The 23,966-nt window shown below is 74.2% G+C and carries 20 protein-coding genes and 1 pseudogene; 11 read left to right on the forward strand and 10 right to left on the reverse strand.

Features of this window, described 5'->3' with window-relative positions:
- Nucleotides 1–84 precede the first annotated feature (84 nt).
- A complete protein-coding gene (locus tag ACFWBD_RS06355; RefSeq protein ID WP_385663418.1) occupies nt 85–3,276 on the reverse strand; it encodes a sacsin N-terminal ATP-binding-like domain-containing protein in 3,192 nt (1,063 codons plus the stop codon).
- Nucleotides 3,277–3,706: 430 nt separating this feature from the next.
- The gene (locus tag ACFWBD_RS06360) at nt 3,707–4,669 is read right to left on the reverse strand and encodes a DUF3027 domain-containing protein (protein ID WP_385663421.1); all 963 of its coding nucleotides are present in this window, start codon (nt 4,667–4,669) and stop codon (nt 3,707–3,709) included.
- Nucleotides 4,670–5,056: 387 nt separating this feature from the next.
- Between ACFWBD_RS06360 and ACFWBD_RS06365 the strand changes: the two genes are divergently transcribed.
- From ACFWBD_RS06365 to ACFWBD_RS06380, 4 genes are all read left to right on the forward strand, one after another.
- Entirely contained in the window at nt 5,057–6,490 is a 1,434-nt protein-coding gene (locus ACFWBD_RS06365) for an MFS transporter (protein WP_385663424.1), read from the forward strand.
- Nucleotides 6,491–6,564: 74 nt separating this feature from the next.
- Nucleotides 6,565–7,077 (forward strand): DUF2771 domain-containing protein, encoded by a 513-nt coding sequence (locus ACFWBD_RS06370; RefSeq protein ID WP_385663427.1) that lies wholly within the window; start codon nt 6,565–6,567, stop codon nt 7,075–7,077.
- Nucleotides 7,047–7,796, forward strand: coding sequence for a futalosine hydrolase (locus ACFWBD_RS06375; RefSeq protein WP_385663430.1), 750 nt, complete (start codon nt 7,047–7,049; stop codon nt 7,794–7,796). Before ACFWBD_RS06370 ends, ACFWBD_RS06375 begins: the two co-directional genes overlap by 31 nt.
- Nucleotides 7,786–8,664 carry a 1,4-dihydroxy-6-naphthoate synthase gene (locus ACFWBD_RS06380; RefSeq protein WP_385663433.1) on the forward strand — a complete coding sequence of 293 codons (879 nt, stop codon included), beginning with the start codon at nt 7,786–7,788 and terminating at the stop codon, nt 8,662–8,664. The genes ACFWBD_RS06375 and ACFWBD_RS06380 overlap by 11 nt, the downstream gene beginning before the upstream one ends.
- Nucleotides 8,665–8,722: 58 nt before the next feature.
- On the opposite strand, the gene ACFWBD_RS06385 is transcribed toward ACFWBD_RS06380, so the two are convergent.
- On the reverse strand, nt 8,723–9,106 hold the full coding sequence (locus ACFWBD_RS06385) for a cold-shock protein (RefSeq protein WP_385663438.1): 384 nt from the start codon (nt 9,104–9,106) through the stop codon (nt 8,723–8,725).
- Nucleotides 9,107–9,287: 181 nt separating this feature from the next.
- On the opposite strand from ACFWBD_RS06385, the gene ACFWBD_RS06390 reads away from it, so the two are divergent.
- The gene (locus tag ACFWBD_RS06390) at nt 9,288–9,539 is read left to right on the forward strand and encodes a hypothetical protein (RefSeq protein WP_385663441.1); all 252 of its coding nucleotides are present in this window, start codon (nt 9,288–9,290) and stop codon (nt 9,537–9,539) included.
- Here the strand turns inward: ACFWBD_RS06390 and ACFWBD_RS06395 are convergent.
- Both ACFWBD_RS06395 and ACFWBD_RS06400 read right to left on the reverse strand, forming a co-directional pair.
- A complete protein-coding gene (locus ACFWBD_RS06395) occupies nt 9,515–10,153 on the reverse strand; it encodes an HAD family hydrolase (RefSeq protein WP_385663444.1) in 639 nt (212 codons plus the stop codon). The two genes, ACFWBD_RS06390 and ACFWBD_RS06395, sit on opposite strands and share 25 nt — an antisense overlap.
- Nucleotides 10,154–10,184: 31 nt before the next feature.
- Nucleotides 10,185–11,195, reverse strand: a complete 1,011-nt coding sequence (locus ACFWBD_RS06400; protein WP_385663447.1) for a hypothetical protein — start codon at nt 11,193–11,195, stop codon at nt 10,185–10,187.
- Between the two features lie 171 nt (nt 11,196–11,366).
- On the opposite strand from ACFWBD_RS06400, the gene ACFWBD_RS06405 reads away from it, so the two are divergent.
- Nucleotides 11,367–13,982 carry a helicase-associated domain-containing protein gene (locus tag ACFWBD_RS06405; RefSeq protein WP_385663450.1) on the forward strand — a complete coding sequence of 872 codons (2,616 nt, stop codon included), beginning with the start codon at nt 11,367–11,369 and terminating at the stop codon, nt 13,980–13,982.
- Between the two features lie 200 nt (nt 13,983–14,182).
- Here the strand turns inward: ACFWBD_RS06405 and ACFWBD_RS06410 are convergent, their stop codons facing one another.
- The gene (locus ACFWBD_RS06410) at nt 14,183–14,737 is read right to left on the reverse strand and encodes a hypothetical protein (protein ID WP_385663453.1); all 555 of its coding nucleotides are present in this window, start codon (nt 14,735–14,737) and stop codon (nt 14,183–14,185) included.
- Between the two features lie 161 nt (nt 14,738–14,898).
- Between ACFWBD_RS06410 and ACFWBD_RS06415 the strand changes: the two genes are divergently transcribed.
- On the forward strand, nt 14,899–16,545 hold the full coding sequence (locus tag ACFWBD_RS06415) for a DNA repair helicase XPB (RefSeq protein ID WP_385663455.1): 1,647 nt from the start codon (nt 14,899–14,901) through the stop codon (nt 16,543–16,545).
- 1 nt (nt 16,546) lies between these two features.
- Here ACFWBD_RS06415 and ACFWBD_RS06420 read toward each other — a convergent pair whose 3' ends face one another.
- On the reverse strand, nt 16,547–16,729 hold the full coding sequence (locus tag ACFWBD_RS06420; protein WP_385663458.1) for a hypothetical protein: 183 nt from the start codon (nt 16,727–16,729) through the stop codon (nt 16,547–16,549).
- 402 nt (nt 16,730–17,131) lie between these two features.
- On the opposite strand from ACFWBD_RS06420, the gene ACFWBD_RS06425 reads away from it, so the two are divergent.
- A complete protein-coding gene (locus ACFWBD_RS06425) occupies nt 17,132–19,219 on the forward strand; it encodes a HelD family protein (protein ID WP_385663461.1) in 2,088 nt (695 codons plus the stop codon).
- Nucleotides 19,220–19,762: 543 nt separating this feature from the next.
- Here ACFWBD_RS06425 and ACFWBD_RS06430 read toward each other — a convergent pair.
- Nucleotides 19,763–20,464 carry a copper homeostasis protein CutC gene (locus ACFWBD_RS06430; protein WP_385663623.1) on the reverse strand — a complete coding sequence of 234 codons (702 nt, stop codon included), beginning with the start codon at nt 20,462–20,464 and terminating at the stop codon, nt 19,763–19,765.
- Nucleotides 20,465–20,586: 122 nt separating this feature from the next.
- Between ACFWBD_RS06430 and ACFWBD_RS06435 the strand changes: the two genes are divergently transcribed.
- A complete protein-coding gene (locus ACFWBD_RS06435) occupies nt 20,587–21,231 on the forward strand; it encodes a hypothetical protein (RefSeq protein ID WP_385663463.1) in 645 nt (214 codons plus the stop codon).
- Nucleotides 21,232–21,242: 11 nt separating this feature from the next.
- Nucleotides 21,243–21,737, forward strand: a pseudogene (locus ACFWBD_RS06440) (GNAT family N-acetyltransferase); the annotation flags it as partial.
- Between the two features lie 363 nt (nt 21,738–22,100).
- Here the strand turns inward: ACFWBD_RS06440 and ACFWBD_RS06445 are convergent.
- On the reverse strand, nt 22,101–22,382 hold the full coding sequence (locus tag ACFWBD_RS06445) for a DUF4031 domain-containing protein (RefSeq protein ID WP_385663466.1): 282 nt from the start codon (nt 22,380–22,382) through the stop codon (nt 22,101–22,103).
- Nucleotides 22,383–22,389: 7 nt separating this feature from the next.
- Nucleotides 22,390–22,773, reverse strand: coding sequence for a hypothetical protein (locus ACFWBD_RS06450; protein WP_385663469.1), 384 nt, complete (start codon nt 22,771–22,773; stop codon nt 22,390–22,392).
- Between the two features lie 243 nt (nt 22,774–23,016).
- On the opposite strand from ACFWBD_RS06450, the gene murQ reads away from it, so the two are divergent.
- On the forward strand, nt 23,017–23,952 hold the full coding sequence (gene murQ / locus ACFWBD_RS06455; RefSeq protein WP_385663472.1) for an N-acetylmuramic acid 6-phosphate etherase: 936 nt from the start codon (nt 23,017–23,019) through the stop codon (nt 23,950–23,952).
- Nucleotides 23,953–23,966 lie beyond the last annotated feature (14 nt).

Genomic DNA, 23,966 nt, shown 5'->3' on the forward strand with positions numbered 1-23,966 from the left:
CACGTTCGATGGAGAAATCGCGGAGAAGATGTGAGCGCCCCCGCGTATACCCGCGAGGGCGCTCGGACCCGGACCGTGACGCTGTCAGTCGAACCAGCGGTCGCGGGCCAACTCCGCGGTCCGGGACGGGTCCTCGAGCAGGGCGGCGACCTCGAAGCGGCGTGGCCACTGCCTCGCCGCCCAGGCGAGTCCGGCGGCGACGCCCTCCAGGGTCGCGGCGTGCAGGACGCCGTCGTCGGTCAGCCGCCAGTCGATCTCCACGCCGTCGACGACGAGTTCCTCGTGCTCGACGTACGTGTCGGGCGTGCCCGGCCCGAGCAGCACCCGCACCGACTCCGGTACGTCGTGCTCGGCGCCCTCGGAGTCGACCCGCCCGGTCACGGACTCGCTCAGCCGCCGCACCTGGAACAGTTCGGCCAGTTCGGCGGCCCGGGACGGCCGTACCGGAAGCAGCGGCACACCCTCGGTGAAGGGCAGCAGATCGGGCGAGTCGACGACGACGGCGTCGGCCGCGTCCACGACGTCGACCCGGCCGTCGACGACCGCCCGCAGCTCGTCCGGGAGGGTCACCCGCTCGGGATCCAGCTCGGCCAACGCACCGTATAGACCGTGCAGTTGGGCGGCAGTGACGGGTCGTTCCGGGTCGGCGAGGCGGTCGAGGAGTTCGGCGGCGCCGCCGGGCTCGTCGAGCAGCGCGGCCACGGAGGTCCGCACGCCGAGGGCGCGCAGCACCTGCTCGTCGTCGAAGCCGGTGGCGTCGGCCTCCTCGTACAGCCCGTGCAGGAGCGGATCCCCGCCGGCCGCCAGCAGACCGGCCGGACGGCGGCCGTCGAGCACCGGGTTCCCGCGCAGCCACCAGGCGGTGTACGGCCGGACGACCTCGTGGGTGCCGTCGGGCAGCAGGATCCGGACGGGCTGGGTGAGGGCGTCCCGCAGGGGCGGCCGGGCGAGCAGCGCGAGGGCCTGCGGCCAGCGGTCCTCGTCGACGAGGTCGAGGTCGCGGACGGCGACCAGCTCGGTGGCGACGGGAGGCACCGGGCTGTCGGGGAACCGGTCGAGGATGTCCTCGCACCACACGTCGACCGCGTCCAGCAGGCCCGCGTCGTCGGGCTCGGCGAAGTCCCCCTCGCGGGGCTCCAGTTCGTCCGGGTCGAGGACGACGTCGGTGGCGCGGACGAGCGCGAAGTTCGCGAGGACACCACAGGCGGCGAGGGGCTGTTCGCCCCACCGGTCCGCCAGTTCGGCGTCGACGTGGGCGAGTTCGTCCTCCCGGATGACGGAGGCGAACGGGCTGCCCGGCAGCACCAGTTCGCCGGCGGGGACGAGTTCCCCCTCCTCGTCGGGCAGCGCGAGGGCACCGAGCCAGGGTTCGTCGCCGGGGTCCAGGCCGGCGTCGCGGACCAGCGCGAGCACGGTGTCGGCGAGCTCCTCGGCGTCCGGAGTGTCCTGGTCGTCCCAGGCGCCGCGGTCGTCGTCCAGGGACGCGGCGACGGCGGCCCGCACCTGCGGGGTGGTCAGGACGGCGCGGGGGGTGGCGGGCAGGGCGCCGAGCTTCTCCAGGAGGGGGTGCACGGCGTCCTGGTGGGCGACCTTGAGGCCGAGGCGGGCGAGGATCTCCGGGGCGGGACCCCCAGCGTCCGCGGTGGGCAGCAGCACCTGGCGGGGGCCGATGGTGGTCCTCCCTCCCCCAGTGCCGAAAGTCTGGGAGGTACCCCCGGCGAGCGGCACCGGAAGCCCGGAGAGCCGGTCCGGGTCGACGCCGGCGAGGCTGTCGTAGAGCCGGTACCACCACTGCGGGTCCTTCTCCAGACCGGCCAGCCGGTCCACGGCGTCGGCGAGCGGGATCCGGGCGACGCCCAGCGTGCGCAGCTCGACGCGCCGCTCCAGCCCGGCGGGCAGCAGGGTGGGCAGCACCTCCGCCAGCACCCGCACGGTGTCGGCGCCGGCGCCCTCGACGACCTCGGCGTCCCGGGGACGGAGGGCTTCGGGGAACTCGACCGCGTCGTCGCCCTCGCCCTCGTCCTCGGGGACGGGCCGGACGGCGGGCGGCAGGAACGCGGTCCGCGGCAGCCGCTCCAGGATCGCCTGGCGCAGCGCCCCGTCGAGCTCCCCCTTGCCCAGCGGCCCGGGCACGAGATCGATGATCCCGGCGCCCACCGGCCGCCAGCCGGCGAGGAGTTCGGCGTACGCGTCCGCCGCGCGCTGCACCAGATGGTCGGTGAGCGGGCCGGGGGCGGCGTGCCGGCGGGTGGTGTCGAGCGGGAAGGAGGCGATGAGCAGGGCGGGGACGCCGAGGGGCTCGTCGCTGGGGGTGGGGGCGTGCACGACGGGGGTGGTGCGGGGCCGGGCGGGCGAACCGTCGTCGTCGACCGGTACGGCCCAGGTGACCGACCAGTGGGGGCGCAGCCGCTCCTCCACCGGGCGGTCGACGAGGAGGTCGGGCGTGAGGGGGCCGTACGCGGCGGCGACGCGCCAGCGGGTGGTCCCGTCCCGCGTGTCCGCCACGACGGTGAGGGCGTCGTCGCCGGCGTCGGTGTCCCGGCGCAGGACGCGTGGCGCGTCGTCGCCGATCTCGATCACGACCTCTTCCAGGCCCGGGAGGGCGAGGAGGAGGGCGTCGTCGACGGCGGCGAGGAGACGTTCGGCGAGATCGGCGGCGGCGGTGTCCCGCAGGGGCAGGATGACGGCCGTGTCGTACGGGTCGGGGGCGGTGCCCTGGGCGGCGAAGGGAAGCCGGAGCAGGGGCACATGGCCGTCCCGCCGCCGGACCTCGTCGCCCAGCCCCGGGCTGTGCCGGGCGGTCTCGGAGGCGAGCGCGCGGGCCTCGGCCAGGTCCCAGCGGACTCCGCCGTGCCGCCCGACGACGGCGGGCTCGTCGGTGACGGCGAGGACGGCGGCGAAGCCGACACCGAACCGCCCGACGGCCACGGCCGACTGCCGGGCCTCGCGCTTGGCGGAGGCACGGAGGGTGGCGAGGGACTCCACACCGGTGGCGTCCAGGGGTGCTCCGGTGTTGGCGGCGACGAGGACGCCGTCCCGGAGGGTGAGCCGCAGCCGCCCCGGCACGCCGGCCCTGGCCGCGGCGTCGGCGGCGTTCTGAGCGAGCTCGACGACGAGCCGGTCCCGGTACCCGCCGAGGACGAGGTCCTCCTCGGCGTTGGCGTCCTCCCGGAATCGGGCGGGGCTCGTGGCCCAGGCGTCCAGTACTCCGCGACGCAGGCGGGCCGTGCCGAAGGGGTCCGCGCCCTCGGGTGCCGGCCGCACGAACTTGCTCACGTTAACTCTCCTCATCGGCGTGGGCTCGAAGGTACCGCGCGGCGGAGTGACGGCAGAACGCCCCTCAAAGCCGTGCCCGGGCCCCGGGCGCCCCCACATCACAATCACACAACGACTACGGGCCCCGACCGCCGAGCAGGGCGGGACGCGCCCCGTGTGGACCCGCGCGTGGACCCCGGGAGCAGCGGGGAAGGCGCCGCGGACGGCCCGGGAAGGCGGGCCCCGGGATGGCACCTGAGGTGGCCCCGGACGACCCCGAACGGCCCAGGGGCCTGCGCCAGAGGGTGGCCCCGGGGGCCTGCGGCCGCACCGCGGGAGCGGCTTCGGAAGGCCCCGGAGCCCCAGGAGCAGCGGGGACGCCAGCAGGGCCGGCCGCGGGAGGCCCGAGGAGCCAGTGGCACCGGGGGCCCCGCGCGGGCGGGCCCGGGCCCTAGGAGTGGCCCAGTTCTGCCGTGTCCTCGTCCGTCGTGTCCGGCACGGAACCCGAGTCCGGTGCCGGGCGCAGGGGGAACGGGTCCACCCGGGTCTCGTCGATCACCGGTGGGGCCGGCCGCGGGGGCGTCGGCATGACCGCCGCCTCCGAGTGGCCGCCGCAGCCGTACGCCAGGGAGACCACCCGGCCGTCGGCCGGGGAGAACTCGTTGGCGCAGACGCCGAAGGCCTGACCGAGGGAGCCGCCGATGGGAGTGAGGAAACCGCAGCTCACACAGGCCGCGGGGGCCGCCTGGGCCATGGGGGTCTTGGGGCCGAAGCCGTCCTCCCAGCGGTCGGCCGCGATGTGCAGACCGTAACGGGAGAGGACCCGGGCGCGACGCAGGCCCAGTTCCTCGGCGACCGCGGCGATGGTGCCCCGGCGCGGAGCCGCCGGGAGGGCCGCGGGCGCGGTCGGCGTCACCTCCGCGTCCTCCGCCTCCACCAGCTCGGCCATCTCCTCGGAGAGGGGCGAGTTCGGCGTCGGCTCGTCCGAGTCGAAGTAGCCCGGTTGCAGGCGCGGATCGTCCTCGCCGGTGTAGCCGGACTCCAGACGCAGGTCCTCCGCGTCCGTGGGCAGGAGGTCGCCGGGGCCCATGTCGCCCGGGCGCAGCCGGTCGCTCCACGGAACCCATTCGGGGGCCAGGACCGCGTCCGGGCCGGGCAGCAGCACCACCTCGTCGAGCGTGACGACCTTGGCGCGCGAGGCGCGGGCCACCGTCGCCGCCCAGCGCCAGCCGCGGTAGCCCAGCTCCTTGCACTCGAAGTAGTGGGTGACCACCCGGTCACCCTCGGAGACCAGCCCCGCATGCTCGCCGACCACACCGGGGGCGGCTGCCTCCTCGGCTGCGGCGCGTGCGAGGTCGACGGCCTCGGCGCACAGGCGGTCGGGGGTGCGGCTTCGCGTGGTCGCTGCGCTCACAGGTATCGCTTCTCTCCTACGCCGTCTCTCGGTGCGCCGGCCTGAAGGCGGCGGGTGCGGACGGAGCGGCTGGGGGTACCTCCCAGGCTCTTCAAGCACTGGGGGAGGGCCGCGTCGACGTCCGCGCCCGATCGCGCTCGGGCGCACCTGCTGTCATCCATTCTGCGGGATGGCCGGGAGGCGCGCGGCCGAGAACAATCGCCACGGCGCGCTACGCACGCTACCTGCTCGCGGACGCTCGGCCTACACCGACGGGACGTTTCCCGCTCACAGAAGCCGCCGAACCGCCGCCGAACCCCCTCCCGACCGGCCCGGCGCGGCGACGATCACACGCCCATACGCGCGGGAACCGCACTACGTACCGCTTTTCCGGGGCACTATGACGGGGTGGCAGCCGCGAGGACACCCCAGGGCGCCACCGGGATCGGTGCGACGAAGGGGAACAAGGGGAGGAGCCGGGTGAGCGGTTCGGGCCGGATGAGCGGGTCCGTCCGCGCGGTCGGCCGTGCCCTGCACTTCCCGTTCACCGGCACCGCCCGCGGGATCCGGAAGGCCACGCACGCGCACGGCGCCGGCGAGTCCGGCCTCGGCAAGCTGATCGAGCTGCACGGCGTGAACGGCGCCGGCGATGTCATGATCACCATCGCGCTCGCCTCCACCGTGTTCTTCTCGGTGCCCACGGACGAGGCCCGCGGACGCGTCGCGCTGTACCTCGCCATCACCATGGCCCCCTTCACCGTCCTCGCCCCCGTGATCGGCCCCCTGCTCGACCGGCTCCCGCACGGGCGGCGCGCCGCCATGGCCGGGGCCATGCTCGCCCGGGCGCTCCTGGCGCTCGTGCTGTCCGGCGCCGTCGCCACCGGCAGCATCGAGATGTATCCGGCCGCGCTCGGCGTGCTCGTCTCCTCCAAGGCGTACGGGGTGGTCAGAAGCGCCGTGGTGCCCCGGCTGCTGCCGCCCCGGTTCTCCCTGGTCAAGGCCAATTCACGGGTCACCCTGGGTGGTCTCCTCGCCACCGGGATCGCCGCGCCCGTCGGGGCGGGGCTCCAGGCCCTCGGGCCGCGTTACCCGCTCTACGGCGCCTTCCTGATCTTCGTGGCCGGTACGTTCCTGTCCTTCTCGCTGCCCCGCAAGGTCGACTCCGCCAAGGGCGAGGCCGTGGCGCTGCTCGCCGCCGACGAGCAGCACCTGCACGGCCCGCACCGGCAGCCGGTGAAGCGGCCGGGCCTCAGGACCGTCGGCATCGCCGTCACGCACGCCCTCGGCGCCAACGCGGCCCTGCGCTGGCTGTCCGGGTTCCTGACCTTCTTCCTGGCGTTCCTGCTGCGCGAGCATCCGCTGACCGGGCAGAGCGCGGCCGTGTCGCTGGGCATGGTGGCGGTGTCGGCGGGCGTGGGCAACGCGCTCGGTACGGCGGTGGGGGCGTGGCTGCGTTCCAAGGCCCCGGAGCTGATCATCGTGACGGTCGTGGCCGTCGTGCTGGGCGCGACGATCACCGCCGCGGTGTTCTTCGGCGCGTTCCTGGTGGCGTGCATGGCGGCGGTCGCCGGGTTCTCGCAGGCCCTGGCGAAGCTGTCGCTGGACGCGCTGATCCAGCGGGACGTGCCCGAGCTGGTGCGCACCTCGGCGTTCGCCCGCTCGGAGACGATGCTCCAGGTGTGCTGGGTGTTCGGCGGCGCGGTCGGCATCGTGATGCCGCTGAACGGCGCGCTGGGCCTTTCGGTGGCCGCCGCGGTGGTCGCGCTGGGCTGGCTGACCACGGTCCGCGGTCTGCTGTCCTCGGTGCGGCACGGAAGCGGTGCGAAGCCCCGCGTGGCGTAACCGCGCGGCCCAACACACAGCCACGCCGCCCCCCGCGTAAAGAGACGGCCGGGCGTGCCCGATAGCCTTCCGCCATGACCACGATGCCCCGCGGCGGAGCCGCTGATGTACCTGGCGTCGCGCGACGCCGTCGCGTCGTCGCCGCCGCCGGCGCCGTTTGTGCCGGACTGCTCGTCCTGTCGGCCTGCGACAAGCCGACGCCGCTGTCCACGATCACCGTCGGCCGCGCCTCGGTCAGCGCCGAGGCCACCTGTGGCGGGGAGGGCGAGACCCTCCAGGCCGCCGCGCTGACCAAGTGCCTCGCGGACAAGGACATCAAGTCGATCACCGTCGACCCGGACGAGACCGTCCGCTTCGGCGTCGACCCCGACGTGGCCGACAAGCGCTGGACGATCCTGATGAACGGTCAGCCGCTCACCGAGGACAGCGACAAGACCTACCGCACGATCCCGGGCAGCGTGTTCTTCAACGCCCAGTACGGCGCCCAGGGCGACTCCACCCTCGTCTCCATCAAGGCCGGCGACGGGAAGAAGGACGGCCAGGCGGTGACCGGCCTGTGGTCGTTCAAGCTCAAGAAGGACGACTGACCACGTCCCGCACCCGCGTCCTCGTGGCCACCGCGGTCCCCGCCGAACGGGACGCGGTGGCGCGGGCGCTGCCCGGGACCGGCCGTGAGCTGCGCCTGCCGGGCGTGACCCTGCACCGCACGGGTGAGGCCTACGACCTCCTCGCCGCCGGGGTCGGCCCAGCCCTGGCCGCCGCCTCCGTCTCGGCCGCCCTGACGGCCGCCGCGCTGAGCGGCGACCCCTACGGCCTCGTCGTCTCGACGGGCATCGCCGGCGGCTTCGCGCCCGCCGCCCCGGTCGGCTCCCTGGTCCTCGCCGACGAGATCACCGCCGCCGACCTGGGCGCCGAGACCGCCGACGGCTTCCTGCCCGTCACCGAGCTGGGCTTCGGCGCCGTCACCCACCGTCCGCCGGAGTCCCTCGTCCGCGAGACCGCGGCCGCCACCGGGGCCCTGACCGGCGTCGTCCTGACCGTCTCGACGGTCACCGGCAGCGCCGCCCGGGCCACCGTCCTGCGCGCACTGCACCCGCGTGCCCTGGCCGAGGCGATGGAGGGCTTCGGGGTCGCCGAGGCCGCCGCCGCGCACGGCGTGCCCGTGCTGGAGATCCGCGCGGTCTCCAACCCCGTCGGCCCGCGCGACCGCGACGCCTGGCGCATCGGCGCGGCGCTCGCCGCACTGACCACGGCCTTCGGGAAGCTCACACCCGTCCTGGAGAGTTGGAACCCACATGACCGGTGACGATCTGAAGATCGCGTACTCGCCCTGCCCGAACGACACGTTCGTGTTCGACGCCCTCGCCCACGGCCGTGTGCCGGGCGCGCCGGGGCTCGACGTGACGTTCGCGGACATCGACATCACCAACGGCATGGCCGAGCGCGGCGAGTTCGACGTGCTGAAGGTGTCGTACGCCGTGCTGCCGTACGTCCTCGACGAGTACGCGCTGCTGCCGTGCGGGGGCGCGCTGGGCCGGGGCTGCGGCCCGCTGGTGCTGACGAAGGAGGCCGGGACCGGGGACGGCCCGCACGCTTTCGGCGGTGGGGAGCTGACCGGCCGCACGGTCGCCGTGCCGAGCGAGAGGTCGACGGCGTACCTGCTGTTCCGGCTCTGGGCGGCGGAGAAGGTCCCGGGAGGCGTCGGCGAGATCGTCGTCATGCCGTTCCACGAGATCATGCCGGCCGTACGGGACGGAAAGGTCGACGCGGGGCTGGTGATCCACGAGGCCCGCTTCACCTACCGCGACTACGGGCTGCACAAGCTCGCCGACATGGGCGAGTACTGGGAGTCCACGACCGGGCTGCCGATCCCGCTCGGCGCCATCATCGCCAAGCGCTCGCTGGGCGGGCAGGCCCTCACCCGGCTGGCCGACTCGATCCGCACCTCCGTACGCGCCGCCTGGGACGCCCCCGGGGTCTCCCGCCCGTACGTCATGGAACACGCCCAGGAAATGGACCCGTCCGTCGCCGACCTGCACATCGGTCTGTACGTCAACGAGTTCACGGCCAACCTGGGCGAGGACGGTTATGCGGCGGTCAGGGGATTGCTGACCCGCGCGGCGGCCGAGGGACTGTTGCCGCCCCTCGGCCCGGACGCGCTCGATTTCCCGTAACGCCCGTAACGCCGGTAACTCCCGTGACGGATCACGATTTACCGTCGGCCGGTACCCGTCAGACGTCCAACTGGTCGGCGACCGCGCGCAGCAGACCGGCGATCTGCTTGCCGGAGGTCTTCTCCGGGTAACGGCCCTTCTCGAGCATCGGCGTGATGTTCTCGAGGAGGGTCGTCAGGTCCTGGACGATGGAGGCCAGTTCATCGGGCTTCTTGCGCTGTGCGGCGGCGACCGAAGGGGTCGGGTCGAGAATGATGACGGAGAGCGCCTGGTCGCCGCGCTGTCCGGCGACGACGCCGAACTCCACTCGCTGGCCCGGCTTCAGCGCCTCGACTCCGGCAGGCAGGACGGAGGAATGGACGAAGACGTCGCCGCCGTCGTCACGGGAGAGAAAGCCGAAGCCCTTCTCGGTGTTGAACCACTTGACCTTGCCGGTAGGCACGTCTGTCCTCGTCCTCGTACTCGTCGGAAAGCTGCTTCTCGACTCCGAAACAGCTCTGAACGGCTCTGGATAGCACTCGGGCGGGTCGACCACGACCCGCCGGTACCAAGGCTAGTGGTCTTCGGGCCGGTGACAAGACGTCCCCCGGTTGTTCCTTCGCGCAGGGAACTACCCTGGTCGGGTGCGTGACAAAACCCAAACGAATTCCGCCGCTCCCGGTGACCGACTGATCCGTGCCGGTGCCATCGTGTTCTTCGTCGGCACTGTGGCCACACTGGTCACAGTCGCCCCACTGCTCCTCGATGCGACGCCTTTTCCGACGTACATGTTCGGGTTGAGCATGCTCATGGGCGTCGGATTCCTCGTCGCCGGCGCAGGCGTCCTGCAATCGGTCGCCGCGGGCCGGCGTCAGGCGCGGGGCGCCGCACGGTAGGCGTCGAGGTGACCGGCGAGCCAGGCCGGGAATTCGGTGAGGTCGGCGAGCACGACATCCGCACCGGCCGTCCGCAGTTCCTGCGCACCGATCGGCCCGGTCGGCACGGTCACCGACAGCGCCCCGGCGGCGCGCGCACCGCGTACGTCGCCCACGTGGTCGCCGACGTAGACGCTCGCGCCGTGCTCGCGCAGCGCCTGCGCCTTCTGCTCCGCCCACAGGTCGCCGATGACCGCGTCGGGGCCGAGGCGCAGATGCTCCACCTGGAGCTCGGCGTTGGGCTGGTGCTTGGCGGTGACGATGATCGCCCGCCCGCCCGCCGCCCGCACCGCCGCGATCGACTCACGGGCGCCGGGCAGCGCGCTCGCGCCGGTGACGCCGTGCTCGGGGTACAGCGAGCGGTACAGGTCGGCGACGGCCGCGACCCGCTCCGCCGGGTACCAGTGGGCCAGCTCGGTCTCGGGCGGCGGCCCGAGCCGGGTGACCACCAGATCGGCGTCGATGTACGTCCCCGTCCGCTCGGCGAGCGCCACATAGGTGGCGCGGATACCGGGCCGGGAGTCGATGAGGGTCATGTCGAGGTCGAAGCCGACGGTGAGCACGGGTGACGTCATACGGCCATTCTGCCTGGCCGGTACACCCTTCCTACCTCGGTTTCTGTGACCGCCAGACCAGGAACAGCGCCGACGCCACGGCCGCGCCCCGGATCACCCACGGCCAGGTCTGGGCGACGGCGTCGTTCAGGTGCCCGTCGGCGATGGGGTCGCCCCAGCGCCCCTCGGACCGCCCCCACAGCCAGCCGAGCCCGGCCGTGAGCGCGAGCCCCGGCAGCCCCATGACGGCGAACTTCGTCTCCCGCTCGGTCAGCCGGCGCGAGGCGTAGGCGATGAGCCACCCCAGGATCAGCGCGAACCAGTTCCCGAGGACCGCGCCGGCGACGAGACAGGCGGCGGCGATCAGCAGCAGGGGGTTGCTCCAGCGGGCCCGCTCGGCGGAGGGCGAGCGCCGAAGGAGGCGGAGCCGACGCCGGCGCGGCCGACCGCCGCCCTCGTCCTCACCGGGCTCCCCCTCGGCCTCCCCGTCGGCTTCCTCCTGCTCCTGCTCCTCCTCGAGTTTCCTGGGCCGCGGGGGCTTGAGCAGGTCCGGGATCTCCACTCCGCCGACGAACCCCGGCACGTCCTCGCCGATGCCCAGCGGGGTCGGGTCGTTCAGCCACCAGTCGGGCGTCTCGCGGCTGTCGCCCAGCTCGTGCGCGGGGGCGCGGTGCGGCGGGGACGCCACGTCGGAGGGGGCGGCGGGAGGCGGCGCGCCGGTCCGGGGCCGCGGCACGACCCGCCGGATCCCCTTCGGCCGCTCCGGCCCCTCCTCGCGGTCGCGCTGTACGGGCACGGAGGGCGCCGGCGTCTGCGTCTGCGGCGCGCCGCCGCCCCGGTCGGCCGCGGCCGCGACGATGTCGTCGGGACTGCCGAGGCGGTCGATGATGCGGCGGACGGCGGCGGGAGAGTCGACGGCCGCCTTCGCCCGGCGCCGGTCGATCTCGTTGCGCAGCTCGGAGACGAGCCGCATCCGCGTGGCCGACGACAACTGCCGCTGCTGCGCGACGTCCCCGACCCGGCTCAGGTACTCATAGACGACTTGGTCGCTCTCGATCCCCACGGGAGGACGCTATCGCGCAGGCCCCCACAAACCAGCCCACGGGACGCCGGCCGTCGAGCACCGGCCGGACAACTCAGCCCGTCCGGCGATTGAGGACGAGGCCCCTTCAGGGCCGAAGCGGGGTTCCGGGGGCGCAGCCCCCAGGGGACGCCAACCGCTACCGTGGGCAAGATGAGCACCGAGGACCAGCGGGCCCCCCGTTCCCTAGCGGCAGCGCTCCGCGCCCGGGACGACGCTTCCCTTGCCGCACTCCTGCGCGCCCGCCCCGACCTCATCACCCCGGTCCCCACCGACCTCACCCAGCTCGCCACCCGCGCCGGCACCCGCGCCTCCGTCGTCCGCGCGCTGGAGCGGCTCGACCGGTTCGCCCTCCAGACCGCGGAGGCGCTGGCCGTGGCCGGCGACCCGGCGACGTACGCCGAACTGCTCGGGCTGATGGCGGGCGACACCCTCGACCCGGCGGTGGCCGACGCGCTGCCCGGCGCCCTGGCGGCCCTGCGGGAACAGGCCCTGGTCTGGGGTGACGAAAGCTGCCTCCGTCTCGTCCGCACCGCCCGTGAACTGCTCGCGCCGTCCGCGCAGCACCCGTCCCCGACGGGACTCGGGCCGAGCGTGCGGGAGGCGACGGCGGGCATGTCACCGGGCCGGATCCAGGAGTTGGTGGCGACGGCCGGGCTGCCGTCCACGCACGACGCGGTGTCCGCCGTCGGCGCGCTCACCGCCCTGTTCACCCACCGCAGGAAGATGACCGCGCTGCTCGCGAGCGCGCCCGCCGACTCCGTCGACGTCCTGAAGCGGCTGATGTGGGGGCCTCCGTACGGGCAGGTCACGGCTGATCCGGCGGCGCGGCTGCGCTGGCTGCTCGATCGCGGGCTGCTGCTGCCGACGGCGCCCGGGACCGTCGTACTGCCCCGCGAGGTCGCCCTGCATCTGCGCGGGGGCCGGGCGCACCGCACGGCCGAACCCGTGCCGCCCGTCGTCGAGGCGGTCGCCACGCATCGTCCACAGGTGGTGGACGCGACGGCGGCCGGGCAGGCGTACACCTCGCTGGCGACCGTGGAGGAACTGCTCAAGGACTGGCACGAGGGCGGCCCCGCGGTCCTGCGGGCCGGCGGTCTGAGCGTGCGCGACCTCAAGCGGACGGCCGTCGCCCTCGACGTGTCCGAGCCGATGGCCGCGTTCTGGGTCGAGCTGGCGTACGCGGCCGGGCTGCTCGCCTCCGACGGGGAGGCCGACGAGCGGTACGCGGCCACCCCGGAGTACGACGAGTGGCTGGAACGGCCGCCCGCCGACCGGTGGGCGCAGCTCGCGCAGGTGTGGCTGGCGGCGACCCGGACGTCCGGGGTGGTCGGCGGCCGGGACCTCAAGGAGCGGGCGCTGTCGGCGCTGGGTCCTGGGCTTGACCGGTCCGCCGCGCCCGAGGTGCGCCATCGGGTGCTGGCCCTGCTGGCCGGGCTGCCCGAGGGCGCCGCACCGGACCCGGAGGCGGTGCTGGCCCGGCTGCGCTGGGAGCGCCCGCTGCGCGGACCGCAGAGCCAGCAGAGTGCGCAGGGCCAGCAGGGTTCGCAGGGCGACGACGACCTGCGGTCCCGGCTGGCCCGCTGGACCCTGATGGAGGCCGAGCTCCTGGGCGTGACCGGCCGGGGCGCGCTGGCGGCGCACGGGCGGGCCCTGCTGGGCGGACGGTCCGCGACCAGACCGGCCGCCACCGCCACCGCCGCCGCCACCGACGCTCGGACCGGCCCGACCGGCTCGACCGGCCCCGGCGACAAGCTGCCCGCCCCGCACCGGGCGACCGCCGCCGTATCCCCGGCCGCGTCCCTCTCGCCTCCCGAGCAGGCCGTGGCCACCGCGGCCGCCGCCCGGCTGCTCGCCCCGCTGCTCCCCGAGCCCCTGGACCACGTCCTGCTCCAGGCCGACCTGACCGCGGTCGCCCCCGGGCCGTTGCGGCGCCCGCTGGCCGACGTGCTGAGCGTCCTCGCGGACGTCGAGTCCAAGGGCGGCGCGACCGTCTACCGCTTCACACCGGGCTCGGTGCGTCGCGCCCTGGACGCCGGCCGCAGCGCCTCCGACCTGCACGCCTTCCTCACCGAGCACTCCCGTACGCCGGTGCCGCAGCCGCTGGCGTACCTGATCGACGACGTGGCCCGCCGGCACGGCCATCTGCGGGTGGGCGCGGCCTCGGCCTACGTCCGCTGCGACGACGACGCCCTGCTGAACGAGATCCTCGCCGACAAGCGCGCGGCGCCCCTGCGGCTGCGCCGCCTGGCCCCGACGGTGCTCGCGACGCAGGCCGACCCGGCGGCCCTCCTCGAGGGTCTGCGCGCGATGGGCTTCGCGCCCGCCGCCGAGTCGGCCGAGGGGGACGTCCTGATCACCCGCGCCCATGCCCACCGCACCCCGCCCCGCACGGCTCCCGAGCCGGTGCCGGACGGTCCGCCGGTGCCCGACACCACCCTGCTCACCGCGGCGATCCGCGCGATCAGGGCCGGTGACCTGGCCGCCACGACCCCCCGCAAGCCGACGGAGGACGCCGCCCCGCTCGCCCCCGGCCAGCTCCCCCGGACCAGCTCCGCGGAGACCCTCGCCACCATGCAGGCCGCCGTCCTCACCGGCGAGGCCCTGTGGATCGGCTACGTCAACGCCGAGGGCACCGCCAGCCAGCGCGTCATCGCCCCGGTCCGGGTGGAGGGCGGCTTCGTGACGGCGTACGACCACACGGCGGACGAGGTCCGCACCTACCCCCTGCACCGGATCACAGGCGTGGCGGAACTGGCCGACGACTGACCGATCCGCCCGACTGCCTCGGCCACCGCTTCAGGGCCGACCGACCAAGCGGCCGCCAGGCACATGGTTGCCAGGCACATGGTTGCCGGACACATGGCTGCCAGGCACATGGTTGCCAGGCACATGGCCGCAGGCCACACGGGCTACGGCCGTCGGCCGACGACCGCCCGTCGGATGTGGGCGGCCCCGTGGGCGCCGGTTCAGCACTGTCCGACCGAGGCGTCCACGGGCAGGCCGAAGTGGGCTCGGGCCGTGGCTTCCAGGGTCCGGGGCGACATCGGGTCCTGGAGGGAGGACCTGGCGAGGGCCCCGAAGTGGGACTCCGCCCACCGCCCGTACCCGTCGCCGTCCGGCGGCTCCTCCCGGGCGACGACCCGGTAGCCCCCGGCGGCCGCTTCGTCCCGCTCCAGCCGCACCACCTGCGGATACTGTCCGGCGCCGCACTCGACCAGGTTGTCGTCCTGCACCCCGTACTCGACGCACAGCGTGTTGACGCCCGCCCGCACCTCGCCCGCGTGCTCCTCCAGTTCGAGCGCCTTCGCCTGGCAGAACCAGCGTGCCTCGAGCGCGGGCACGGTCTCGCCGTAGCCGCTCCCCCGCGACTCCGCAGCGATCCTGGCCTCGATCACCGGCCGTACCTCGCTCCACAGCCGCCCGTCGATGTCCGCGGGCCACATCACCCAGGTGCCCGTGGCCGCCAGCACCGCCGCGGCTCCCACGCCGACCGCACCCCTGCGGAACGACAGGACCGACATACCGTGACTCCCCACCGCGTCGCGCCCATCGCGCTGCTCCCACGGTCAGACCCACGAACGCAGGTCAGGGTTGCGCAGGGCCGCGAGGAAGAAGCGGACCACCGCCACGGCGCGCCGTACGGCACACTGGAGGTTTGGCCCGTGCGGAAGGGATGGCGTACGTGAACGGACCGCTGATCGTCCAGTCGGACAAGACTCTGCTCCTGGAGGTCGACCACGAGCAGGCGGACGACTGCCGTCGTGCCATCGCGCCGTTCGCGGAGCTGGAGCGGGCGCCGGAGCACATCCACACCTACCGGCTGACCCCGCTGGGCCTGTGGAACGCGCGGGCCGCCGGGCATGACGCCGAGCAGGTCGTGGACGCGCTCGTGCAGTACAGCCGCTACCCGGTGCCGCACGCGCTGCTCGTCGACATCGCCGAGACGATGGACCGCTACGGCCGTCTGACGCTGAGCAAGCACCCGGCGCACGGACTCGTGCTCACCAGCACCGACCGGCCGGTGCTGGAGGAGATCCTGCGCTCCAAGCGGGTCGCTCCGCTGGTCGGCGTCCGGATCGACCCGGACAGCGTCGCCGTGCACCCCTCCGAGCGCGGACAGATCAAGCAGACGCTGCTGAAGCTGGGCTGGCCGGCCGAGGACCTCGCGGGCTACGTCGACGGCGAGGCGCACCCGATCGAGCTGGCCGAGGACGGCTGGGCGCTGCGGCCCTACCAGAAGCAGGCGGTGGAGAACTTCTGGCACGGCGGCAGCGGGGTCGTGGTGCTGCCGTGCGGTGCGGGCAAGACCCTCGTCGGCGCCGGGGCGATGGCGCAGGCGAAGTCGACCACGCTGATCCTCGTCACGAACACCGTCTCCGCGCGCCAGTGGAAGCACGAGCTGGTGAAGCGGACGTCGCTGACCGAGGAGGAGATCGGCGAGTACAGCGGGACGCGGAAGGAGATCCGGCCCGTCACCATCGCCACGTACCAGGTGCTGACGACCCGGCGGAAGGGCGTCTACCCGCACCTGGAGCTGTTCGACTCCCGGGACTGGGGGCTCATCCTCTACGACGAGGTGCACCTGCTGCCCGCGCCGGTCTTCAAGTTCACGGCGGATCTCCAGGCGCGCCGCCGCCTCGGGCTGACCGCGACCCTGGTCCGCGAGGACGGCCGTGAGTCGGACGTGTTCTCCCTGATCGGGCCGAAGCGGTTCGACGCGCCGTGGAAGGAGATCGAGGCGCAGGGCTACATCGCGCCCGCCGACTGCGTCGAGGTCCGGGTCAACCTGACGGACTCCGAGCGGCTGGCGTACGCGACCGCCGAGGCGGAGGAGAAGTACCGCTTCTGCGCGACGACGGCGACGAAGCGGAAGGTGACGGAGGCGCTCGTCCGCCGCTTCGAGGGGCAGCAGATCCTGGTCATCGGCCAGTACATCGACCAGCTGGACGAGCTGGGCGAGCACCTGAACGCCCCGGTGATCAAGGGCGAGACCTCCAACGCGCAGCGCGAGAAGCTCTTCGGCGCCTTCCGGGAGGGCGAGATCAGCGTGCTGGTGGTGTCCAAGGTCGCGAACTTCTCGATCGACCTGCCGGAGGCCACGGTCGCCATCCAGGTCTCGGGCACCTTCGGCTCCCGCCAGGAGGAGGCCCAGCGCCTGGGCCGTGTCCTGCGCCCGAAGGCGGACGGTCACCAGGCCCACTTCTACTCGGTGGTGGCACGGGACACCCTCGACCAGGACTTCGCGGCGCACCGCCAGCGCTTCCTGGCGGAACAGGGCTACGCGTACCGGATCATGGACGCGGACGAGCTGCTCGCGGGTGAGGCCTGAGTCACCTGCGGCGGCGGACGCCCGCTTCCTCGCCGTACTCGCCCAGGATGACCACGTCGAAGGCGGCGCCCGCGAAGACCCTCATGGCTCGCAGGGCGTCGCCGAGGCGGTGGCGGTGCGTGTCGTACAGGGAGGTCGCACCGGACGGGCGACCGGGGGCCGGGGTGAAGGTCGCTGCACTCATGTCTCCATGATGGACTCCGGGGCATAAAGCGGGCATCGGCCCCAGGTCCCCGTTCGGCGTACTCCTCGGGTACACCTGTGGGCGGGGTCTCCCCTACGGGACGGAGGGCCGCGAGGCAGGGGTGCGGAGAGGATCCACGGGCCCGGAGAGGGGTTCGGCCGAGGGCCCGGCCGGGGCTCCACCGAGGGTGTGGCCAAGCTCCGCCGAGGGTGTCGCCAAGCTCCGCCGAGGGTGCGGCCAAGCTCCACCGACGGTGCGGCCGGATAAATGCGTTGGCACGCCCTTCCCCCGTTCACCTACAATCCTCGCTCTTGCCCGCCTCCCTTCCCGGAGTGCCGCCGTCCGGACGGAAACCGGACGGACTCACCGCAGCGCCACCTCAGCCGGTCCGGAGGCACCCCCTTGTCCACGCCGTCCACACCGTCCACGCCGTCCACGCCTGTCGACGACGATCCGCTCGCCCGCGAACGCGCCCACCTCTCCTCGTCCCGGGGCGCCCTGCGTGCCATGCGCGAGGACGTGGAGGCCCTCGACATCAGCGACGTCACCGCGAACTGGGTCAACGCCCAGATCCTGGAGCGTCAGATCGAGGAACGGATCAAGGCGCTCGCCGACCTCAACGACACCCCGCTGTTCTTCGGCCGGCTCGACTACCTGCACGCTCCCGGCGCCGACCGGGCGGAGGGCGCGGAGGGGGAACAGTTCTACATCGGGCGTCGGCATGTGCACGACGGCGACGGCGACCCGATGGTCATCGACTGGCGTGCGCCGGTCTCGCAGCCGTTCTACCGGGCCTCGAAGAAGGACCCGATGGACGTCGGGCTGCGCCGCCGCTTCGGCTACACCGGCGGCGACCTCACCGCCTACGAGGACGAGCACCTGTCCGACCCGGCGGAGGCGGCACGGACCAGCAAGCTGCTCCAGCGGGAGATCGAGCGGCCGCGTGTCGGACCGATGCGTGACATCGTCGCCACCATCCAGCCCGAGCAGGACGAGATCGTGCGCAGCGGGCTGGGCGGGACGGTCTGTGTCCAGGGAGGGCCGGGGACCGGTAAGACGGCCGTCGGTCTGCACCGGGTGGCGTATCTGCTGTACGCGCACCGCGAGCGGCTCGCCCGCACCGGCACGCTGGTCATCGGGCCGAACCGGTCCTTCCTCCACTACATCGAGCAAGTGCTGCCCGCGCTGGGCGAGTTGGCGGTGCGCCAGGGCACGGTCGACGACCTGGTGGCGCATGTGGAGGTACGGGGCACGGACGACGCGGCGGCGGCGGTCGTCAAGGGTGACGCGAGGATGGCGGAGGTGCTGCGGCGGGCCGTGTACTCGCACGTCGGCAAGCCGGGCGAACCGCTCGTCGTCGTGCGCGGCTCGCGGCGGTGGCGGCTCCCGGCGTACGAACTCGAGGAGATGGTCCGGGAGCTGCTGGACCGGGACATCCGCTACGGCGCCGCCCGCGAGGCCCTGCCGCAGCGCATCGCACACGCGATCCTGGTGCAGATGGAACGCTCGGGCGAGGCCCCGGACGACCGGGTGCAGGACGCCGTCGCCCGCAACAGCGCGGTGAAGGCGGCCGTGAAGGAGGTCTGGCCGGCCGTCGATCCGGCGAAGCTGGTGCTCCGGCTGCTCACGGACGCGGAGTTCCTCGCCGAGCACGCGAAGGGCCTGCTGAGCGAGGACGAGCAGAAGACGATCCTGTGGGCGCTGCCGGGATCCGGCAGAAGGCCTGCCCGGTCGGTGAAGGCGGCCGCGTGGTCGGCGGCGGACGCGGTGCTGATCGACGAGGCGACCGACCTCGTCGAGCGCACCCACTCCCTCGGCCATGTGGTCCTGGACGAGGCGCAGGACCTGTCCCCCATGCAGTACCGGGCGGTCGGCCGCCGCTGCACGACGGGTTCGGCGACCGTGCTGGGCGATCTGGCCCAGGGCACCACCCCGTGGGCGACCCGGAGCTGGCAGGAGGCCCTCGGTCACCTGGGCAAGGCGGACGCGGTGATCGAGGAACTGACGGCGGGTTTCCGCGTGCCGACGGACGTCATCACCTACGCCTCGCGCCTGCTCCCGCACATCGCGCCGGGCCTCACCCCCGTCGCCTCGGTCCGCGAGAACCCCGGCTTCTTCGACCTCCGGCCGGTGGCCGGAACCGCCGAGACCGTCGCGGCCTGCGAGGAGTTGCTGCGCAATGAGGGCTCCACGGGCCTGATCGCGGCCGACGCGAGGATCCCGGCGCTGGCCGAAGCGCTGACCGCGTCGGGCATCGGCCACCTCTCCCCCGGCGAGGAGACCACGGCCGAGACCCGCCTCACCCTGGTCCCGGCCTCCCTGGCCAAGGGCCTGGAGTACGACTACGTCGTTCTGGACGAACCCCAGGCCGTGGTCGACGGCGAACCGGACGAGCGGACGGGCCTGCGACGGCTGTACGTGGCGCTGACCCGAGCGGTGTCGGGCCTGATCGTGACGCACGCGGCCCCGCTGCCACCCCAGCTGCACTGACGGACCCAGCTCGACCGACCGACACGGACACCGGCCGGTGCTCGGGCCCCAGCCCAGGCCCCGGCCCCTGCCCCGACCGACACGGACACCGGCCGGTGCTCGGGCCCCAGCCCAGGCACCGGCCCCTGCCCCTGCCCCTGCCGGGCCCCGGCCACTGCGCTTGCCCGGCCCGCCCGGCCTGCGGCCCGCCAGGCCCGCAGGGGCCACGGGCCCACCTGACCCACCGGGCCACCGGGCCACCCGACCCACCGAGTCCGCCAAGGCCGCCCGGCCCACCGGGCCTGCCGGGCCTGCCGGGCAGGCCGGGCCTGCCGGGCAGGCCGGGCCTGCCCGGCCTGCCCGGCCTGCCCGACCCGCCAGGTCCATCGAGTCCGCCAAGGCCACCCGGCCACCGGGGCCACCGGGGCCACCCGGCCACCGGGCCCACCGGGCCCACCGGGGCCACCGGGCCCACCCGGGCCACCGGGCCCACCCGGGCCACCGGGCCCACCGGGGCCACCGGGGCCACCGGGTGGGCCACCCGGCCTGCCGGGCCCGCAGGGCCTACTCGCCGTCCACCGCTCGCCGCCACTCCTTCACGGCCCGCGCCGACACGGGTCCGGTCCAGCCGTCGGGCCGGGCCGCGCCGCCGATGTGGAAGGCGTCGAGGCCCCCGGCCCTGAGCACCGGCACATGGTCGAGGCGCAGGCCGCCGCCGACGAGGAGCTGCTGCTCGTAGCCCTGTTCCCCGTGCCGTGCCGCCTCCGCCAGCAGGGTCGGCAGGCCGGCGTCGACGCCGGTGGCGGAACCGGCGGTGAGGTAGGTGTCCAGTCCGGGCAGGCCGTCCAGCTGCTTGCGCAGGGCGTCGCGGTCGCCGGCGTGGTCGAGGGCGCGGTGGAAGGTCCAGGGGCAGCCGTCCAGCTCGGCGACGACCCGCTCCACCGCCGCGAGGTCCACCCCACCCCCCGCGTCGAGGAACCCGAGCACGAACTCGTCCGCGCCGGCCGCCCGCAGCTCGCCGGCGAGCCGTACGAGGGAGTCGACCTCCTCGGCGGCTCCGGCCGCGAAACCCTCGGAACGTCTCAGCATCACGCGCAGGGAGAGGTCGACGGCGGCCCTGATCCCGGCGAAGACCGCGACCGGCGGCGTGAGCCCGTCGGCGGCCATGTCGGTGACCAGCTCGAGGCGGTCCGCGCCTCCGGTCTGGGCGGCGACCGCGTCCTCGACGTCGAGGGCGATCACCTCCAGAACTGCACGCATGCTCATGGCACCCCATTCGTCGGCGTTCATCGCGTTCATCGGCTTCATCGGCTTCATCGGGCGACTACAGGTCTAGTCCAATTCAGAATACGCCGGAGAACCCCGCCCGCACGCGCGACAATGGGGCCATGGCCGATCTCGACGCCCTGCGCACCCGTTTCAGCCACACCCTGGACAGGACCCGGGGCCCGGCAGGCGGCCCCGACCCGGCGCCGTACGCCGACGACCTCCTCGCCCGCTGGCAGGAGCCGCAGCGCCGCTACCACACGCTCACCCACCTCACCGAGGTCCTCGACCGCGTCGACGTCCTCGCGGAGCACGCCGCCGACCCGGACGTCGTCCGGCTGGCCGCCTGGTTCCACGACGCCGTCTATCTGCCCGACCGGTCCGAGAACGAGGAGCGCTCCGCCCGCCTCGCCGAGCGCGCCCTGCCCGAGGCGGGGGTGTCGCCGGAGCGGACCGCCGAGGTCGCGAGGCTCGTCCGGCTCACCGTCACCCACGATCCGGCGGACGACGACCTCGACGGCCAGGTCCTGTGCGACGCCGACCTCGCGATCCTCGCCGCACCGCCGAGCGCGTACGCCGCCTACACCGCCGCCGTCCGCGAGGAGTACCACTTCGTTCCGAACGACGCCTTCCGGGCCGGCCGGGCGGACATCCTGCGCCGGCTCCTCGAGCTGCGCCGGCTGTTCAGGACCTCGTACGGGAGCGAGCGGTGGGAAGCCACGGCCCGGTACAACCTGCGGGGCGAACTGGAACTGCTCGCCTCGTGACCATCCCGCGCATCCCCACCGACCGCCTCACCCTCGAAGGCATCTCGCCCAGTGCCGCCGCCGGACTGCGGGCGGGCGGCGGCGGAGGCTACGTGTGGGTCGGCGGCGAACCGTTCGAGGGGACGCGGAACGCCGCCGGGATGATCGTGCGGGCGTATGTGTCCGGCGTGCACCGGACGGAGTTCGGCCTCTACGTCCTCGTGCGGCGGGAGGACGGCCGGGCCGTCGGCAGCATGAGCTTCCACGCGGCTCCCGACGAGGACGGCCGCACGGAGGTCGGCTACGACCTGGTCGAGGCCGCCCGCGGCCACGGCTACGCGACCGAGGCGCTGCGCGCGCTGGCCGGCTGGGCGCTGGCGCGGGACGACGTACGACGCCTGTTCGCGGTCGTCGAGCACGCCAACGCCCCCTCCCGTGGCGTGCTCGAACGGGCCGGGTTCGTGAAGGTCGCCGCGGGCGACGAGGAGGACGCGTACGAGCTGCGCGGGCGGGAGCACCTGACGTAGGACGTCCGAAGGTCCCGCCCCTGCGCACTGCCCACCGGCGCCCCACCTCCGGCGTCCTACCTCCGCCGCCCCACCTACCCGCACCCCGTCTTCCGCCGCCCTACCTCCGGCGCCCCACCTCCGCCGCCCCACCTACCCGCACCCCGGCATCCGCCGCCCTACCTCCGGCGCCCCACCTCCGCCGCCCCACCTCCGCCGCCCCACCTACCCGCGCCCCATCTTCCGCCGCCCTACCTCCGGCGCCCCACCTACCCGCGCCCCATCTTCCGCCGCCCCACCTCCGGCGTCCCACCTCCCGGCGTCCCACCTCCCGGCGTCCCACCTCCCGGCGCCCCACCTACCCGCGCCCCGGCTTCCGGCGGCCTAAGTCCCGGCGCGCCGCCCTCCGGTGCCCTTGCGTCTGCGCAGGCCGGCCGCCGTCAGCAGGCGCACCACCTCGCGGCTGCTCACCTGCACCGCGCCGGCCGCCACCACCTCGGCGTAGCGGTGCGAGGGGATGTCGTAGTGATCGCGCTCGAAGGCGCGCCGCGGGACGCCCAACCCCTCCGCGAAGACGTGCAGTTCGCCGTACGAGACATCACTGACGAGGTGGGACCACATACGGCCGTGTCCCGGCCAGTCCGGCGGGTCGATGTAGACGGTCACGAGAGCCTCACGAGGACGGCTCGCCTCCCATGGCCGGCCCCAGCGAGCCCACCGAGGCGACCTTCACGCCCGCCTGGTGGCACACCCAGTGCGGGTCGGGACCGAGTTCGGGCTCGACCTCGAGGGCGTGCGGGTCGCCCGAGCCGCAGACCGGGCACAGGGGCCAGCGCCCGTGCCTCTCCAGCAGCGCGTCCTGCACGTCCTGCGCCACCAGCCCCGCCACGAACGCCACGCCGTCCGGCCACTGCTCGACCCACCAGCGCCGCTGCACGACGGAGTCCTCGACCAGCGACACCACGTCCGCCGCGGCGACCTCGCCCGAGGCCAGATCGGCCAGCACGAGGGCGCGTGCCGTGTGCAACGCCTGTTCCAGGGGGCTGATGGGGTCCATGCCCCCATTGTGCGCACTCTTGACCCCGAGCCCGAACAGAAAACAGCTTTCAGAGGTGGCCAAGGTCCTACGCGACGGCCGCGCCGGCGTTGGCCGCGTCGTACGAGGCGTTGGCCCGCCGGCACCGGTAGACCGTGGAGTGCAGACAGTTGTCCCGACCCCCACCCGCACCCCGACCCGCACCCCCACCCGCACCCCCACCCGCACCCGCACCCGCACCCGCACCGGAAAGAGCCGTCCCCGATGACCTCCCAGCCCGACCCCAGTGAGCTGCGCGCCGCGCTCGAATCCCTCACCACCGAAGCGTTCCGCTCCGATCTCGCCGAGATCGACCGGCTCCCCACCCTCGACATCGCCCGGCTCATGAACGGGGAGGACTCCGAAGTCCCCACCGCCGTCGGCGCGCGGCTTCCGCAGATCACCGCCGTCATCGACGCGGTCGCCGCGCGCATGGCACGCGGTGGCCGGCTGGTGTACGCCGGTGCCGGTACCGCCGGACGGCTCGGGGTGCTCGACGCCTCCGAGTGCCCGCCGACCTTCAACACCGCGCCCGGCCAGGTCGTCGGGCTGATCGCGGGCGGCCCGTCGGCCGTGGTCACCTCCGTCGAGGGCGCCGAGGACTCCGAGGAGCTCGCCCAAGCCGATCTGGCCGCCCTCGCGCTCACCCCCGACGACACCGTGGTCGGCGTCTCCGCCTCCGGTCGCACCCCGTACGCCGTCGGCGCCGTTCGGTACGCGCGGACCCGGGGCGCCCTGACCGTCGGGCTGGCCTGCAACCCGGGCAGCGCGCTGGCCGCCGCCGCCGAGCACGGGATCGAGGTGGTCGTGGGACCCGAGCTGCTCACCGGCTCCACCCGGCTGAAGGCGGGCACGGCGCAGAAGCTGGTGCTGAACATGATCTCGACGATCACGATGATCCGGCTGGGCAAGACGTACGGGAACCTGATGGTCGACGTCCGTGCCTCGAACGAGAAGCTGCGGGCCCGTTCCCGGCGGATCGTGGCGCTGGCGACCGGGGCGGACGAGCCGGAGATCGAGGCCGCCCTCGCGGCCACCGACGGCGAGGTGAAGAACGCGATCCTCGCCCTGCTGGCCGGGGTGGACGGGCCGGCGGCCGCCCGCCTTCTGGAGGAGTCCGGGGGACATCTGCGCGCCGCGCTCGGTGCGGCGGGCGGCTGAGCCGCACGCTCGGG

This window comes from Streptomyces sp. NPDC060002, assembly GCF_042737245.1.
In the GTDB taxonomy this organism is placed as follows: domain Bacteria; phylum Actinomycetota; class Actinomycetes; order Streptomycetales; family Streptomycetaceae; genus Streptomyces.

What these genes read in the sequence shown, in the direction of transcription:
- ACFWBD_RS06370 (WP_385663427.1), top strand. Translation starts at nt 6,565, where the DNA reads ATGACCACGATGCCCCGCGGCGGAGCCGCTGATGTACCTGGCGTCGCG.
- ACFWBD_RS06380 (WP_385663433.1), top strand. Translation starts at nt 7,786, where the DNA reads ATGACCGGTGACGATCTGAAGATCGCGTACTCGCCCTGCCCGAACGAC.
- ACFWBD_RS06395 (WP_385663444.1), bottom strand. Translation starts at nt 10,153, where the DNA reads ATGACGTCACCCGTGCTCACCGTCGGCTTCGACCTCGACATGACCCTC.
- ACFWBD_RS06405 (WP_385663450.1), top strand. Translation starts at nt 11,367, where the DNA reads ATGAGCACCGAGGACCAGCGGGCCCCCCGTTCCCTAGCGGCAGCGCTC.
- ACFWBD_RS06410 (WP_385663453.1), bottom strand. Translation starts at nt 14,737, where the DNA reads ATGTCGGTCCTGTCGTTCCGCAGGGGTGCGGTCGGCGTGGGAGCCGCG.
- ACFWBD_RS06420 (WP_385663458.1), bottom strand. Translation starts at nt 16,729, where the DNA reads ATGAGTGCAGCGACCTTCACCCCGGCCCCCGGTCGCCCGTCCGGTGCG.
- ACFWBD_RS06430 (WP_385663623.1), bottom strand. Translation starts at nt 20,464, where the DNA reads ATGAGCATGCGTGCAGTTCTGGAGGTGATCGCCCTCGACGTCGAGGAC.
- ACFWBD_RS06435 (WP_385663463.1), top strand. Translation starts at nt 20,587, where the DNA reads ATGGCCGATCTCGACGCCCTGCGCACCCGTTTCAGCCACACCCTGGAC.
- ACFWBD_RS06450 (WP_385663469.1), bottom strand. Translation starts at nt 22,773, where the DNA reads ATGGACCCCATCAGCCCCCTGGAACAGGCGTTGCACACGGCACGCGCC.
- murQ (WP_385663472.1), top strand. Translation starts at nt 23,017, where the DNA reads ATGACCTCCCAGCCCGACCCCAGTGAGCTGCGCGCCGCGCTCGAATCC.